This window comes from Rhizobium sp. SG570 (assembly GCF_012275345.1).
Lineage (GTDB): Bacteria > Pseudomonadota > Alphaproteobacteria > Rhizobiales > Rhizobiaceae > Rhizobium > Rhizobium lusitanum.
This window is the reverse complement of record NZ_JAAZQI010000002.1, coordinates 299,135-314,332: the sequence shown is the minus strand read 5'-3', so window position 1 is coordinate 314,332 and position 15,198 is coordinate 299,135. Positions and strand designations below refer to the sequence as shown.

At 59.8% G+C, this 15,198-nt stretch carries 13 protein-coding genes and 3 tRNA genes; 1 reads left to right on the top strand and 15 read right to left on the bottom strand.

Translation table 11 applies throughout. The annotated features are described in order from the left end of the window. Positions 1–11: 11 nt before the first annotated feature. From nuoG to FHT28_RS05215, 11 genes are all read right to left on the bottom strand, one after another. Positions 12–2,093: an NADH-quinone oxidoreductase subunit NuoG gene (nuoG, locus tag FHT28_RS05265; protein WP_168595748.1), complete on the bottom strand. Its 2,082-nt coding sequence runs from the start codon at positions 2,091–2,093 to the stop codon at positions 12–14. Positions 2,094–2,336: 243 nt separating this feature from the next. Then, positions 2,337–3,059, bottom strand: coding sequence for a 5' DNA nuclease (locus FHT28_RS05260; RefSeq protein ID WP_168595747.1), 723 nt, complete (start codon positions 3,057–3,059; stop codon positions 2,337–2,339). A gap of 8 nt (positions 3,060–3,067) precedes the next feature. Beyond that, entirely contained in the window at positions 3,068–4,372 is a 1,305-nt protein-coding gene (nuoF, locus tag FHT28_RS05255) for an NADH-quinone oxidoreductase subunit NuoF (protein WP_037194245.1), read from the bottom strand. A 10-nt stretch (positions 4,373–4,382) separates the two neighbouring features. Continuing rightward, on the bottom strand, positions 4,383–5,513 hold the full coding sequence (locus tag FHT28_RS05250) for an NADH-quinone oxidoreductase subunit E (protein WP_037194243.1): 1,131 nt from the start codon (positions 5,511–5,513) through the stop codon (positions 4,383–4,385). A gap of 15 nt (positions 5,514–5,528) precedes the next feature. Then, positions 5,529–5,846, bottom strand: a complete 318-nt coding sequence (locus FHT28_RS05245; RefSeq protein WP_047639222.1) for a hypothetical protein — start codon at positions 5,844–5,846, stop codon at positions 5,529–5,531. Beyond that, positions 5,846–7,036 carry an NADH-quinone oxidoreductase subunit D gene (locus FHT28_RS05240; protein ID WP_037194239.1) on the bottom strand — a complete coding sequence of 397 codons (1,191 nt, stop codon included), beginning with the start codon at positions 7,034–7,036 and terminating at the stop codon, positions 5,846–5,848. Before FHT28_RS05240 ends, FHT28_RS05245 begins: the two co-directional genes overlap by 1 nt. A gap of 66 nt (positions 7,037–7,102) precedes the next feature. Beyond that, positions 7,103–7,705, bottom strand: a complete 603-nt coding sequence (locus tag FHT28_RS05235; RefSeq protein WP_037194237.1) for an NADH-quinone oxidoreductase subunit C — start codon at positions 7,703–7,705, stop codon at positions 7,103–7,105. Between the two features lie 18 nt (positions 7,706–7,723). Beyond that, entirely contained in the window at positions 7,724–8,305 is a 582-nt protein-coding gene (locus FHT28_RS05230; RefSeq protein ID WP_037194235.1) for an NADH-quinone oxidoreductase subunit B, read from the bottom strand. Continuing rightward, complete coding sequence (locus FHT28_RS05225) at positions 8,296–8,661, bottom strand: NADH-quinone oxidoreductase subunit A (protein WP_034489570.1); 366 nt, start codon at positions 8,659–8,661, stop codon at positions 8,296–8,298. Before FHT28_RS05225 ends, FHT28_RS05230 begins: the two co-directional genes overlap by 10 nt. Before the next feature lie 260 nt (positions 8,662–8,921). After that, positions 8,922–8,998 (bottom strand) — tRNA-Asp (locus FHT28_RS05220). 50 nt (positions 8,999–9,048) lie between these two features. Further along, positions 9,049–9,125, bottom strand: a tRNA-Asp gene (locus FHT28_RS05215). 389 nt (positions 9,126–9,514) lie between these two features. Here FHT28_RS05215 and FHT28_RS05210 point away from each other — a divergent pair. Further along, positions 9,515–9,590 (top strand) — tRNA-Val (locus FHT28_RS05210). 339 nt (positions 9,591–9,929) lie between these two features. Here FHT28_RS05210 and FHT28_RS05205 read toward each other — a convergent pair. The 4 genes from FHT28_RS05205 to FHT28_RS05190 form a co-directional block, all read right to left on the bottom strand. Further along, complete coding sequence (locus FHT28_RS05205) at positions 9,930–11,228, bottom strand: capsular biosynthesis protein (protein ID WP_168595746.1); 1,299 nt, start codon at positions 11,226–11,228, stop codon at positions 9,930–9,932. Beyond that, positions 11,221–12,804 carry a sulfatase-like hydrolase/transferase gene (locus FHT28_RS05200; protein ID WP_246704801.1) on the bottom strand — a complete coding sequence of 528 codons (1,584 nt, stop codon included), beginning with the start codon at positions 12,802–12,804 and terminating at the stop codon, positions 11,221–11,223. Before FHT28_RS05200 ends, FHT28_RS05205 begins: the two co-directional genes overlap by 8 nt. 129 nt (positions 12,805–12,933) lie before the next feature. Continuing rightward, entirely contained in the window at positions 12,934–13,788 is an 855-nt protein-coding gene (locus FHT28_RS05195) for an SDR family oxidoreductase (RefSeq protein WP_047553063.1), read from the bottom strand. Positions 13,789–13,805: 17 nt separating this feature from the next. Beyond that, positions 13,806–15,164, bottom strand: coding sequence for an aminotransferase class I/II-fold pyridoxal phosphate-dependent enzyme (locus FHT28_RS05190; RefSeq protein ID WP_080760445.1), 1,359 nt, complete (start codon positions 15,162–15,164; stop codon positions 13,806–13,808). Positions 15,165–15,198 lie beyond the last annotated feature (34 nt).

Below are 15,198 nucleotides of genomic sequence, written 5' to 3'. Positions count from 1 at the left end.
GTCCTCTGCCCTTACTCTGCCGCAGCCTGGAAGTTGTTGCGGGCCAATGCCGAGCACTCAGCCATGACAGCCGAGGCGCGTGCTATCGGGTTCGTCAAATAGAAGTCTTTGATCGGCGAAGCAAACGCCGATTTACCCATCGCAGCGGCTTTTTTCCCGAGTGCGACAATTTGGGCGCTATCGGTTTCGGCAATCTCGTCGACACCAGCGAAATGCGGGAAGGCTGCATAGAGCTTGGCGCGCAATTCCCTCAGCGAATCAAAGGGAAGCTTCTTGCCGAGCACATCGGAAAGAGCGCGGATGACGGCCCAGTCCTCACGGGCATCGCCCGGGGCGAAACCGGCCCGGTTGCCCATCTGGACGCGGCCTTCGGTGTTGACCCAGGTACCCGACTTTTCGGTGTAGGTCGCAGCCGGAAGGATGACGTCGGCATTCTGAGCGCCCTCGTCGCCATGCGAGCCGATGTAGACGGTGAACTTCGCGCCCTTACGGGTGAAATCGAGTTCATCGGCACCAAGCAGGAAGAGCACGTCCATCGACGACAGCATCGCAGCAGCATTGACCCCCTTTGCGCCCGGCACGAAGCCGAGATCGAGGCCGCCGACGCGCGACGCTGCCGTGTGCAGCACGGCAAAACCGTTCCAGCCGTCCTTGACGACACCAACGGCTGCGGCAAGCTTGGCCGCGTTTGCCAGCACGGCCGCGCCGTCTTCGCGGATCAGCGCGCCCTGGCCGATGATGATCATCGGCTTCTGAGCGTTCTTCAGAACGTCTGCGAAGCTGTGCGAACCGCTGACGATATCGGCCAGCGTCTCCGGGCCGGCGCCGAGATAGTCGTAGGAGTAGCGCAGATCGGCATGTTCGCCGATCACGCCGATCGGGAACTTGCCCCGACGCCAGCGCTTGCGGATGCGCGAGTTCATCACTGCCGCCTCGAAGCGCGGATTGGTGCCGATCATCAGCAGCGCATCGGCGGCTTCGATGCCTTCGATGCTCGGGCTGAAGATATAGCTTGCGCGGCCGAGCGACGGATCAAGCGCCGTCCCGTCCTGGCGACAGTCGAGATTTTCCGATCCGAGCGATTTCAGCAGCTCGGACAGAGCATACATTTCCTCGACGGAAGCGAGATCGCCGGCAATGGCGCCGATCTTTTCGCCGCTGGTCGCTGAAACCGCCGACTTGATGGCAGCGAAGGCATCGCTCCAGCTTGCTGGCTGCAGGCGGCCATCCTGGCGGACGTAAGGCTTGTCGAGGCGCTGCGTCTTCAGGCCGTCCCAGATGAAGCGGGTCTTATCGGAGATCCACTCTTCATTGATCTGCTCGTTGACGCGCGGCAACACGCGCATGACTTCGCGGCCGCGGGTATCGACGCGGATGGCGGAACCAAGCGCGTCCATGACGTCGATCGATTCGGTCTTGTTCAGCTCCCACGGGCGGGCGGTAAAGGCGAAAGGCTTCGATGTCAGCGCGCCGACCGGGCAAAGGTCGACGACGTTGCCCTGCAGCTCGGAGGTCATCGCCTGCTCGAGATAGGTGGTGATCTCGGCATCTTCGCCACGGCCGATCAGGCCAAGCTCGGAAATGCCGGCAACTTCCGTCGTGAAGCGGACGCAGCGCGTGCAGTGAATGCAGCGGTTCATGACGGTCTTGACGAGCGGGCCGATATACTTGTCCTCGACGGCGCGCTTGTCTTCCTGATAGCGCGAGCTGTCGATGCCGAAGGCCATAGCCTGGTCCTGCAGGTCGCATTCGCCGCCCTGGTCGCAGATCGGGCAATCCAGCGGATGGTTGATCAGCAGGAATTCCATCACGCCTTCGCGGGCCTTCTTGACCATTGGCGTGTTGGTGAAGACTTCGGGAAGCTCGCCGTTCGGACCGCCGCGAATATCGCGCACGCCCATGGCGCAGGAAGCCTGCGGCTTCGGCGGGCCACCCTTGACCTCGACGAGGCACATGCGGCAATTGCCTGCCACCGACAGTCGTTCATGGAAGCAGAAGCGCGGGACTTCGGCGCCGGCTTCCTCGCACGCCTGGATAAGCGTGAAGTGATCCGGAACTTCGATCTCTTTACCGTCAATCTTCAGTTTAGCCATCGTCCACTCAGTCCTATGTCACGTCTCCAGCCGAACCTGGCCGCAGACAATTTCATAATCGCAACACCAGCTTGCCACCGGCACGGCACGAAACCGCGTGGCACTGGTTTGCTCACAATAAGCCTTGCCCAATCTTGTCCCCGCAAGACCAGCGCGCCGACCGAAACATTGGGGATAGCGCCCGCAACATTTCCACCGCCTTCATTCACCCCCCTGGCTGCCAGAAACAGCCGGGGAAAAATCTTAACTCCGCCCCTTCGGCAGGAGCGCCTTCGCCTGGCTGACCCAGTCGTCGCGCCGGATGCGGCCGTCGAATCCAAGCTCCGCGTCGATCCGCTCGATATCCGCGTCGCTCCAGGCGACGATATCGGCGAAACGCTGGATGCCGCGTCCGTTCAACACCTGCTCCAGTTTCGGACCGATGCCGGAAATCCGCTTCAGGTCGTCAGCCTTCGCCGCGGCCTTGCGGCTGCGCACAGGGCTCGCAACGGGCTTGGCCGCGACCGCCTCCACAACGGCGATCTTGGCGTTCGTCTTGGTCACCGCCTTGGCTGGCGCAGTTTTCACCGCAGCCGGCTTCGGCTCGACCTTCTTCACGGCTGCCGGCTTTGCAGCGGCAGGTTTGGCGGCGGGCGATGCCTTTGCCGGCTTCGCTTCCCCTGCCCCATCCTTCTTTGCCACCGGCCTTTCCGCGGCGACGGCATCATCCTTTTCGTCCGGCGCGACAGAACGTTTGCTCGCCGCTTCGACAGCGCCCTGCAGCGCACCGAAGAACGCGCCGGCGATCTGCGACGTGAACCCGAACCCTATGGCGGACGCAGCGGCGAACGCCGCTGCCGGATGGGCCATCAGCGGATGGATCGGCATGACCGGCGCGTTCCGCAGCATATCGGCAGCAACGCGAGCGAAATCGGCCGATGCATCGGCCGCCCCGCTGTCCTGCTTGATATCCTTGGTCTTCGCCATGACAATCCTTACTCGGCTGCTTCCAGCACCGCGCCGTGGCTCGTCGCATTGGCCGTATACTGGTCGATGCGCTTTTCGATCTCGGGACGGAAGTTGCGGATCAGGCCCTGCACCGGCCATGCGGCTGCGTCACCGAGCGCGCAGATAGTATGACCTTCGATCTGCTTCGTCACCTGAAACAGCATGTCAATTTCGCGCTTCTGCGCATTGCCGCGCTCCATGCGCTCCAGAACACGCCACATCCAGCCCGTTCCTTCGCGGCACGGCGTACACTGGCCGCAGCTTTCATGCTTGAAGAAGGCCGAGATGCGAGCAATCGCCTTGATGATGTCGGTCGACTTATCCATAACGATAGCCGCCGCGGTGCCGAAGGACGACTTGACATCGCGCAGGCCGTCGAAATCCATCGGGCAGTCGATGATGTCAGCCGCCGGAACCACAGGGCACGATGCGCCGCCGGGAATGACGGCCAGCAGATTGTCCCAGCCGCCGCGAATGCCGCCGGCATGCTTGTCGACCAGCTCGCGGAAGGTGATGCCCATCGTTTCTTCGACCGTGCACGGGCGATTGACGTGACCGGACAGCATGAACAGCTTCGTGCCGACATTATTCGGACGACCGAAGGACGAGAACCAGCCTGCGCCGCGGCGCAGGATCGTCGGGGCAACGGCAATCGACTCGACGTTGTTGACGGTGGTCGGGCAACCGTAGAGACCCATATTGGCCGGGAAAGGCGGCTTCAGGCGCGGCTGGCCCTTCTTGCCTTCCAGGCTTTCGAGCAGCGCGGTTTCCTCGCCACAGATGTAAGCACCGGCACCATGATGAACGAAAACATCAAAATCCCAGCCGAGCTTGTTGTTTTTGCCCAGAAGTCCGGCATCGTAGCATTCGTCGATTGCCGCCTGCAGGGCTTCGCGTTCGCGCATGTATTCGCCGCGGACGTAGATGTAGGCAGTGTTTGCGCCCATAGCGAAACCGGCGATGACACAGCCTTCGATCAGCGTATGCGGATCGTGACGCATGATGTCACGGTCCTTGCAGGTGCCCGGCTCCGACTCGTCAGCATTGACGACGAGATAGTGCGGACGGCCGTCGCTTTCCTTCGGCATGAAGGACCACTTGAGGCCGGTCGGGAAGCCTGCGCCGCCGCGACCGCGAAGGCCGGAAGCCTTCATCTCGTTGATGATCCAGTCACGACCCTTTTCGAGGATCTGTTTGGTGCCGTCCCAATGGCCGCGCGACATCGCGCCCTTCAGGGACTTGTCCTTGTGGCCGTAGATATTGGTAAAGATGCGATCTTGATCTTGTAACATGCTTCACCTCTTACCGCGGCTTCTTGCCGAAGACCTTGATATATTCCGCTTCGCCACCCTTAGCGAGTGCCTTAGCCTGCTTGATCCAGTCGTCGCGTTCGATGCGGCCCTTGAAATTCAGGTAGCCGTCGACCCACTCGCGCTCGGCCTTCTTCCAGCTCGCAACCTGCGCGAAGGTGAAGATGCCGAGCTCATGCAAAACGGACTCGATCTTCGGACCGACGCCGGAAATCAGCTTGAGATCGTCCGGCTGCGCGGGCTTCTCGATGCCGGCGGGACGATCCTTATCCGTGAGAGACGGTTTCTGCGCACCCTCGGCCTTCTCCGTCACGGTAGCAGACGCTGCCGTTGCGGAAAGCGGCTGCGCTTCCGATGCCTTGGCGTTCTTTGCCGCCTCGGCCGGCGCGGTCGCAGGCGTCTTCAGGCTCTGGTTGGTTTCGGCATCCGTGCTCTTGGGGCGCGCCGCTTCAGACGGCGGGATCGAAACAGCGTCAGCCTTGGCCTTGGCTCCCGTTGTCTTCGCCTTCGGCTCTTCTGATGTCAAAGACGTCAGCCCGCCTTCCGGCGCGGAGAAAATGCGGTCGATCTGAGGGCCGGTCTTGACTTCGCTGCCCTTGCCGGCGGCGAACGCATCGATGATCTCCTCGAGACGCGCCGGCGTCAGATCCTCATAGGTATCCTTGCCGATCACCACCATCGGTGCGTTGACGCAGGCGCCCTGACATTCGACCTCTTCCCAGGAGAGCGTGCCGTCGGCATTGCGGTCGAAGGCATGCGCATTGATCTTGCTCTTGCAGATCTTGATCAGCCCCTCGGATCCGCGCAGCATGCAGGGCGTCGTGCCGCAAACCTGAATATGCGCCCGCGTGCCGACCGGATGCAGCTGGAACTGCGTATAGAAGGTGGCGACTTCAAGCGCACGGATATAGGCCATATCCAGCATGTCGGCGATCTTCTCGATCGCCGCCTTGGTGACCCAGCCTTCCTGCTCCTGCGCGCGCATCATCAGCGGGATGATCGCGGACTGCTGGCGTCCCTCGGGGTATTTCTTGATCGTCTTTTCCGCCCACACCGCGTTATCATCGCTGAAGGCGAAAGCGGCAGGCTGGAATTGATCTTCGGCTAGTCGACGAACGGACATCTTTCACGCCTTATCTCAGTTTAAGGACCCACACCGCGTATCCGTCAGAGACGAAAATTCGCAGGCGTAGGCCGACTGGTCTTTCTGCATAAACACAACGAACTTGCCGCCGTTCGGCACAGCGGCCTTGATTTCATAACCACGCGAGACGAGATCGGCCATGGTCGAATCCGCGCCCGACGAGGCCGTATTTCCGCTTTTTGCAGTGTTGCCACCCGTTGCTTTCGAGCCCTGCAGATTGATGCTGGGCAAGCTCTGCGCCGAGCTGGCCTGTTGGGCCGAAGCACTGCAGGCGACAAGAAGCGCGGGGATGACGACCTGCCAGGCTCGCATCAACGATCCACCTCGCCGAAGACGATGTCGAGCGAACCAAGCACTGCGGCGACATCGGCAAGCTGATGACCGCGGCACATGAAATCCATGGCCTGCAGATGCGCATAGCCCGGCGCGCGGATCTTGCAGCGGTAAGGCTTGTTGGAACCGTCGGAGACGAGATAGACACCGAACTCGCCCTTCGGCGCTTCGACGGCTGCGTAAACTTCGCCGGCAGGCACATGGTAGCCTTCGGTATAAAGCTTGAAATGGTGGATCAACGCTTCCATCGAGCGCTTCATCTCGCCACGCTTCGGCGGCACGACCTTACCGTCCAGCGACGAGACCGGTCCGGTCTTGGCGTCGCCGAGCAGGCGGTTGACGCACTGCTTCATGATGCGGACGGACTCACGCATTTCGATCATGCGGATCAGATACCGGTCGTAGCAATCGCCGTTCTTGCCGATCGGAATGTCGAATTCGAGATCGGAATAGCACTCATACGGCTGCGCCTTGCGAAGGTCCCATGCGGCACCCGAGCCGCGGACCATGACGCCGGAGAAGCCCCAGGCCCAACAGTCTTCCAGCGAGACTACGCCGATATCGACGTTACGCTGCTTGAAGATGCGGTTGCCGGTCAGAAGGTCATCGATATCGTCGAGCGCCTTCAGGAACGGATCGCACCAATCACCGATATCCTGAACGAGCTTTTCCGGGAGATCCTGGTGAACGCCGCCCGGACGAACATAAGCCGCATGCATGCGCGAGCCCGAGGCACGCTCATAGAAGACCATCAGCTTTTCGCGCTCTTCGAAGCCCCAGAGCGGCGGCGTCAAAGCGCCGACGTCCATGGCCTGCGTAGTGACGTTCAAGAGATGCGACAGGATGCGGCCGATTTCCGAATAGAGCACGCGGATCAGCTGGCCGCGGATCGGGATATCGATGCCGAGCAGCTTCTCGACGGCCAGCGCATAGGCATGTTCCTGGTTCATCGGCGCCACGTAGTCGAGGCGATCGAAATAAGGAACGGCCTGCAAATAGGTCTTCGATTCGATCAGCTTTTCCGTGCCGCGATGCAGCAAGCCGATATGCGGATCGACGCGTTCCACAATTTCGCCGTCCAGTTCGAGGACAAGACGCAAAACGCCGTGTGCAGCCGGATGCTGTGGGCCGAAATTGATGTTGAAGTTGCGAACGTTATGTTCTGTCATGGCGGCGATGCTCGCGTTGTCCGATATTCAGAGAATGGCAGGTTCGAGCCCGCCACACGCCTCAAATTATGCCTTCGCCTTCTCGTCGCCGGGCAGCACATAATCCGTGCCTTCCCAGGGAGACAAGAAATCGAAGTTGCGGAATTCCTGCTTCAGTTCCACAGGCTCGTAGACGACGCGCTTGGCGGCGTCGTCATAGCGAACTTCAACGAAACCGGTGGTCGGGAAATCCTTGCGCAGCGGATGGCCTTCGAAACCGTAGTCGGTCAGGAGGCGGCGCAGATCCGGATGGCCGGTGAAGAGAACGCCGTACATGTCCCAGGTTTCGCGCTCGAACCAGTCGGCACCGGGATAGATGCCGCAGGCGGAGGGAACAGGCTGGTCCTCGCCGACCGGAACCTTGACGCGGATGCGCAGATTCTTCTTCGGCGACAGCAGATGATAGACGACATCGAAGCGCTCGGCGCGCTGCGGCCAGTCGACGCCGCAAATATCCGTCATGTTGACGAAGCCGCACTTGGCGTCGTCGCGCAGGAATGTCAGCAGTGCGATAACGTTTTCGGCCGTCGTCGTCACATTCAGCTCGCCATACTTGATCTCGCTCGACGAGATCAGAGCGCTGCGAACTTCCGTGAGGTAAGCGGCGAGTTCGTTCAGGGCTTCACTCATAATGCCTTGTCCCCTGCCTTACCGTTCGATCGTGCCGGTGCGCCGGATTTTCTTCTGCAGCAGAAGCACGCCGTAAAGCAGCGCCTCCGCAGTGGGAGGACAGCCCGGTATGTAAATGTCGATCGGCACGATGCGGTCGCATCCGCGAACAACCGAATAGGAATAATGATAGTAACCGCCGCCGTTGGCGCAGGAGCCCATCGAGATCACGTAACGCGGTTCAGGCATCTGGTCGTAGACCTTGCGGAGCGCCGGCGCCATCTTGTTGGTCAGCGTGCCGGCGACGATCATGACGTCGGACTGGCGCGGCGAAGCGCGCGGGGCGAAGCCGAAGCGCTCGACGTCGTAACGCGGCATGGAGACCTGCATCATCTCGACTGCACAGCAGGCCAGACCGAAAGTCATCCACATCAGCGAGCCGGTACGAGCCCAGTTGATCAACTCATCGGTAGACGTGACCAGAAAACCCTTGTCCGCGAGTTCATTGTTGATCTCGCCGAAGAACGGATCATTGCTGCCGACAGGCCTGCCGGTTGCGGGATCGATGATCCCCTTCGGCTGCGGCGCAACGAGCGTCGTGTTGCTTTGGGCTACTCCCATTCCAGGGCTCCCTTTTTCCATTCATAGATAAAGCCGATGGTCAGCACCGCGAGGAACACCATCATCGACCAGAACCCGAACCAGCCGATCGCACCGAAGGATACGGCCCAGGGGAAGAGGAAGGCGACTTCCAGGTCGAAGATGATGAAGAGAATCGATACCAGATAGAAGCGGATATCGAACTTCATGCGGGCGTCATCGAATGCGTTGAAGCCGCATTCATAAGCCGACAGCTTTTCCGAGTCAGGCGCCTTGAAGGCGACGGCAAACGGCGTGATCAACAACGCCAAGCCTATCACCAGGGCAATACCAATGAAAATCGCTATCGGAATATAGGAACTGAGCAGTCCAGTCATCATGTCCATCCCTGCCTGCCATGAGCGCCTGGGGGGCGCCTTTGAGCAAATGCCCAAGCCAGGCGAAAGAGCGTTGCAACAAAGCCGTGGTTAGCGCAGGCAGAGCGCGCGCGCAAGCCTTTTGAATCTGTCGTTTGGAGTACTACCGAGCGGTAGATATCAATATGTTGCGACTGCATCGCGACAAATCCGCGCAAACGCGAAAAGGATCTTTCGCAATCGCAAAAAATTGATGATTGATTGTAATGGCTTGGAAAGAATGGCGCGAGTGACGGGGCTCGAACCCGCGACCTCCGGCGTGACAGGCCGGCACTCTAACCGACTGAGCTACACCCGCGCATCGTTTGGCCTTTCAGCCGAGCGCCAGACCCGGAATTTACCTTGAAATGGCGCGAGTGACGGGGCTCGAACCCGCGACCTCCGGCGTGACAGGCCGGCACTCTAACCAACTGAGCTACACCCGCATTCATTTCAAGTATTCCCGGCGCTTTCGCACCCATCAAAGCGGCCTCGCCGTTCGATGAGCGGCTAACTACGGGGTTCGTGTTTGGGTGTCAAGCAGGTTTGAATACAAATCGATGACAGAGCGCGAATTGTTTTGGAGAAGCTCGCCGGCAATTTTCCGTCCCGTCGATTTGGCATAGCAGCTTCCCACCTCACGCATTTCATCAGCACCTCACATGCACCGCTGCAATCGACCTTCCTTCCTATCGGCGCATGTGGATGACGACGGCCGAACATGCGCAAGGAGCAAAAAAATCAAAAAATCTTCACAAACACTCTTGCGGTTTTTTGCCGTTCCGCATAGATCACGGCCACCGAATGCGGCGGGCGAATGGCTCGCTTCGCTGGAGGGCGATTAGCTCAGTTGGTAGAGCGCCTCGTTTACACCGAGGATGTCGGGAGTTCGAGTCTCTCATCGCCCACCATTTTTCAGATCTATTTTTCATCAGATGATTGTGTCGGAAGCAGATCAATTGCTCTCTGGCGAAATGCTTTTCGAAGGCGCTATGGCGCGCCGCTCAATAATTGCCGGTGATGACGATCGTCAGAAGCACTACGGAAACGAGCACGAGAGCCGCTATGATCATAAGCAGCTCTTTCAGCATAAATCTTTCCATCTTACTGCCATCCATGACGTTTGCTCCCGGCAAACAGTTCTGCGTTCTCTATCCCAACGTCGAATCGCTGCGTTAAGTTTATTGCAATTCCGCATATAAGCGGCTGCCATGTCAATTTCACGGTCGCATCGCCGATGCTTCGGGCGATCACGGTATATGGACCTTCTCAGGCTTCTGCCGCGGCGCCTTATCCATGTAGGCGCCCGGCAGGTTGACCGTTCCTGACAGCAATCTTTCGGCAATCCGTGCCGCCGCCGCCCGCGCGCCCGCCTTCGAGCAGAAATTGCCGCGCACTTGCACGCTTGCAGCAAGCAGCCTGAAGAATGCGTAGCGGAGCTCTGCCAACGGCAGCGCCGGATCCAGCCAAAACCGATCCAAGGACTTCTGATCGGTCAGCCCCGCCATGTCGTAGACGGCCGTGCCGAGGACCTTGACCGGCTTATCCGCCTGCAGGGCTGAAAATGCTGCCGTGGAATTGACCGTCACCATGCCCTGGCTTGCGGCAGTCAATTTTTCGAGATTTCCGCCATCGATGAAATGAACCCGGTCGGACAAACCGGACGATGCGCTGATTTGAGCGATATAGGCTTTCCAATCGACGAGCCCGTTGTCGAGCGGATGCAGCTTCACGACAAGATGCGTCTCGGGCGCCGCATTCGCGGCGAAGGACCGGAGAATCAGCCTGATGGCATCCTCTTGCCGATGGAAGGGCGAGTGCGAACGCAGTTGATAGTCCGTCTGAAGCTGCAAAGGGTAGACGAAGAATCGCCTCCCACCGCCGATCATCCGTTCAATAATGCTTTCCGCCTCGCCTGCCCTTCTGCGGCTTGAGGGAAGCCTGCGCAGCCAGCCGGCGTATTCCATCAGCGGATGGTAGAGCCCGTGCCGCCGGTAGCCGGGATAGAGAAACCACAGAAAAACAGTCGGCAGATAGTAGGCGAGGTCGTAAAGCGCTTCGGCAAGGAACGACTGACTGAAGCGCCGCGCCCAGTCCGGCTCGGGCAGGTTTGCCGCCGCCTCGACGATATAGGCAGGGTCCGCCGGAAAGTGGGAATTGGAAGACAGCCCGTCACGCTCGAGCGTCACCCAATCCGGCCGTAAATATCCCATCTCCACGACATTGACGCTGGCACCCAGCCTTTGTGCCTCTTCGATGGCGACGCGATGATAAGGGCGTTCTTCACCGTGCAGAATCACATCCGTAACGCCGTGGGCTTCGATTTGGCTGTGAATATAGTCGCGCCAGCCGATGAAATCGCCGCGGTAGCTCACGGCATGCCCCCAACGCCAGGATATCCAATCCCCGGCATTGAGATTGATGCGGATGCATCGGCTGCCTGCGGCCTGCAATATCCTGGCGATCTCGACGAACAGAGGCGAGGATGGCCCCTGAAGGAAGAGAAACACCCGCGGGGAAACGCCTCCAGGCCCCTGCCCTTCAGCCATTCTCCGGAACCTCGGTGCTAAGGCCCGCATAGCGCAGCAAGGTACCGATGAGGTTCCAGGGCGCTTCTTCCTGCGGCGGTTTCGGCCTCTGCGTGTGCGCCCGCGCACGCCCGAGAGGAACGATGATGTAATCGGTGCGCGGATCCGGGAAAGGATCGGCAAAAGCCTTCAGCAAGGGCGCGTGATCGCCATAGAACAATAGCCACACCGGACGATCCAGCCTGTCGAGATGATGGGCGAGATTGCCGAGCGCATGATCGGCGCGCATCAAAAGCTCGCTATAGATATCCACCGGATTGACAAGATCGCCGCAGCGGCCGGGCTCCCAGGGGCCGTGATTCGCCATGGATGCCACGAAGACGAAATTCTTGGCGGTGCCATCCTCGTCGATCGCCCTGATCACGCTTTTCGTCAGCGTGAGGTCGCTGACATAGGGGCCATCGCGCTCCGGATTGTGATCGAATTCATCCAGCATCATCATCCGGTCGAAGCCGAGCTGCGGCAGTGCCTTGTGGCGCAGGAAAAAGGTCCTGTCGTAAGGGTGAATGAACTGCGTCTTCCAGCCGGCCTTCTTCAGTCGTGCGGGCCAGACGACGTCCTTGTAGTGGCTGGCGCGCAGATAGGGATAGCTCGCATCGATATGGACGTTTTCGGGCAGCAGCCCGCTCAGCATCGCAAATTCGGTGCGCAGCGTGTACCCCCCCTCGAAGACACTGGTCATCCGGCCCCATTGAGCCGCCTGATCGCGCAGCCGGTCAAGATTGGGAAGCTTGACGCTTTCGACGCCGAAATGCCTTAGGTCGATGAAGGATTCGGATTGCCATATGACGATGAGCGGTTCGTCGTCGCCATGCTCCCACAGCTCCTGCAGCGCTGAAATGAAGCGCTCAGACAGCGGCGTGACGATTGCCTCGCGTCTGACGCCGACCCAGATGACGAAATGAAAGACGACCGAAGCGAAGGTGCCGAATCGCACCGTATCCATCTTGACGTCGACCTTGCCGAGAAACCTCTGCGTGAAATGGCAAACCGGCTCGCTGATGATCCTGCTGAACAGGGCAAGCCATGGCGAAAAGGCGACGGCCAACATCACGAGGATCCAAAGAACACCGTTCTCGGCCGGCAGGACCGACGGTTCCCAATACATATAGAGACCGCTGAGGCCGAAGACGTAGCCGAAGGCGATTACCCAGAAGAAGATATTCAGCGACGTCGCGTAGAAGATCTCCTTGTATTTGAAGACGTCGACCACAAGCGCGATGTCTGAAAAGACCAAGGGTTCCCGGATGAACTCGAACTTTGCCCGCGAAATCCCGGTGAAGATGACAAAGAAGCTGATGACCGCCTGGGTGCTGTAGATCGGACGCCAGGAAATCGCAAAGAAGGCGGCATAAATCAGCACGATAACGGGAATTCTGGCCGCCCAATCGTAAATCAGGCGTTGCCAGCTTCTCTCGGTGCGATTCTGCGCATTGATGGCCGCCGGCATTGCGAGGCTATCGGTAAGAAACACCACGACGCAGGAAAACGCGAAGCCGGCAAGAGTCAAAAGAATTGGAAAATCATGAAGTTTCAAGACTATGTCATCCAAATGCCCGCTGTCTGCAGCAGCGTTTTTCAACCCGTGAAGCGCGGGCGCCGATTCCCTCGCTCACTTTTTTCCGGCCATGTGTGCCGATAGCACAACGCTGACGATTATTTCGTATTACTTACCATGATCAAAACCTCTGTCCGTCACGTCGGCAAGGCTTTCCGTTGCTTCTTGCCCAATTATTTTTCTCGTTTTCCGCGAAATAAGCCACATCAGCGGCGGCTTAATCAGCGGCCCGAAATAAGCAAGCGCCGCCAGCGAAAAACCGAAATGGATTTTCGCCTTGCCCTGTTCCAGTCCGCGAACGATTCTCGCGGCCACCGCCTCGGCGCTCCACGGCTTGACAGAGCCCATGAGGATTTTCGCTTCGGCGGGTCGCATGGAGATTTCCCGCCGATATTGCGGTGTCAGCGTATCGGGCGGGAAGCAGATGGATATGCGGACGCCAAAAGCCTCGGCCTCGGCGCTCAAGGCTTCGGCAAAGCCGACCAGCGCCGACTTCGAAGCGCAGTAGGCCGTGTAGCCGAAAATGCCGACCAAGGCAGCGCCGGAGGAAATCATCATGATCCTGCCGCTGCGGCGGGCCTTCATGCCCCTATAGACCGAGCGCACCGCATTTGCGGTTCCGAGGAAATTGATGGAAATCTGCTCTTCGAAGATGGAGGCCGACATCGCGTCGAAGGCGCGCGGTTCGACAATGCCGGCGGAGGCGATCAGAATATCGCAGGGGCCGAACGCCGCTTCGCAGATCTCTATTGCAGCCGTGGTCTGATCAGCGGAAGCCACATCGACGGAGGCTATTTGAATACGGGCACTGTCGATGCCGGAAAGCGATATGATCTCCGCCCGCGCCTGCTCGAGCCGCCCAGGATGGCGTGCGAGAAGCGATACTCGATCGCCCCTGGTCGCATAGAGTTTCGCTATCGCCAGACCGATTCCGCTTGAGCCTCCGGTGACGATAACATGCATGGAATGATCGTCCTAAGTTAGGGCCTGCCTGCGGCTTGGCTCGTCGGAAGCAACTGCATCATTTTGTCCATGTCGAGCGAGGCCAGGCCGAAATTCCTGTCCTGCAAATCCTTGAGTTTTCTCGCGGTAAGCGCAACTGCACGGCGGATTTGCTCCTCGGTGTGGTTGCAAGTGATGAAGAAGCGCAGCCGCGCCATTCCCTCCGGCACGGCCGGGTGGATAATGGGCAGCACGTTGATGCCCTCCGCCAGCAGATCGTTCGAGAGCTGGGCAGCACGAAGCGAATCGCCGACAATGACCGGCACGACCGAGTAACCGAGGCTCAGGCCGGTATCGAGGCCCGCCGCTTTCGCGCATTCGAGAAAAAGGTGGCCATTGCGCCTGAGCCGCTCGGTTCGCTCAGGCTCCGCCTGCAGGATATCGAGGCTGGCGATGGCGGCGGCGGCGAGAACCGGCGAGAGACCGACGCTGTAGACGAAGCCCCCCGCCTCCGCCTTCAGGATATCGGCAAGCGCGCTGCTGCCTGCAATATAGCCGCCGCAGCTCGACGTCGTCTTCGACAGCGTGCCCATCCAGATGTCGACATCACGCGGATCGAGCCCGAAATGCTCGAAGGTGCCGCGACCCGTCTTGCCGAGGATGCCGAGCGCATGCGCCTCGTCCACCATCAGCCAGAAACCGTAGCGCGCCTTCAACTCCAGCAGAGCCGGCAGGTCGGCGACATCGCCATCCATCGAATACACGCCCTCGACGATGACGAGGATACGACGGAAGTCGGACGAGAGCGTCTTCAGAATGCCCTCGAGATTCTCGACGTCGTTATGCTTGAAAAGCCGGCGCACGGCACCCGAGAGCTTGATGCCAGCCAACGCGCTGTTGTGAATGAATTCATCGTGGATGACCAGATCCTGCGGTCCCATCAGACAACCGATCGTCGCGACATTGGTCAGGTAGCCGCTGACGAAACAAACCGCGGCATCGACGCCGTAGAGACGGGAAAGCCGCTGTTCCAGCTCCACATGCCCCGGCCGCTCACCGGCAACGAGGCGGCTGGCGGACGCGGAGATTCCAAAACGATCGATGGCCTGCTTGGCGCTCGTCGCGACCTGCGGGTCGGTATTGGTCGCCAGATAATCGTAGGAGGCGAAGTTGATGAACTCACGCCCGCCGATGCGGGTCGTCGCACCGGCTGCGCCGTCGTGGGAGCGATAAAAAGGATTGCCGACACCCAACATCGCGACCGCCATGCGCTGCGTCTCGACGCGCTTGTATTCCGGCAGATCCTCGAAGCGCGCCGCCTGACGATGCTGTGGCTGCGATTGCCTATTCAAGCGTTCGGCCCGATTGCGCCCCGAAGACTCACCGACGCGACGCATCTGTTCCAGCAGGTTGCTTTTCGTCTGTTCCACC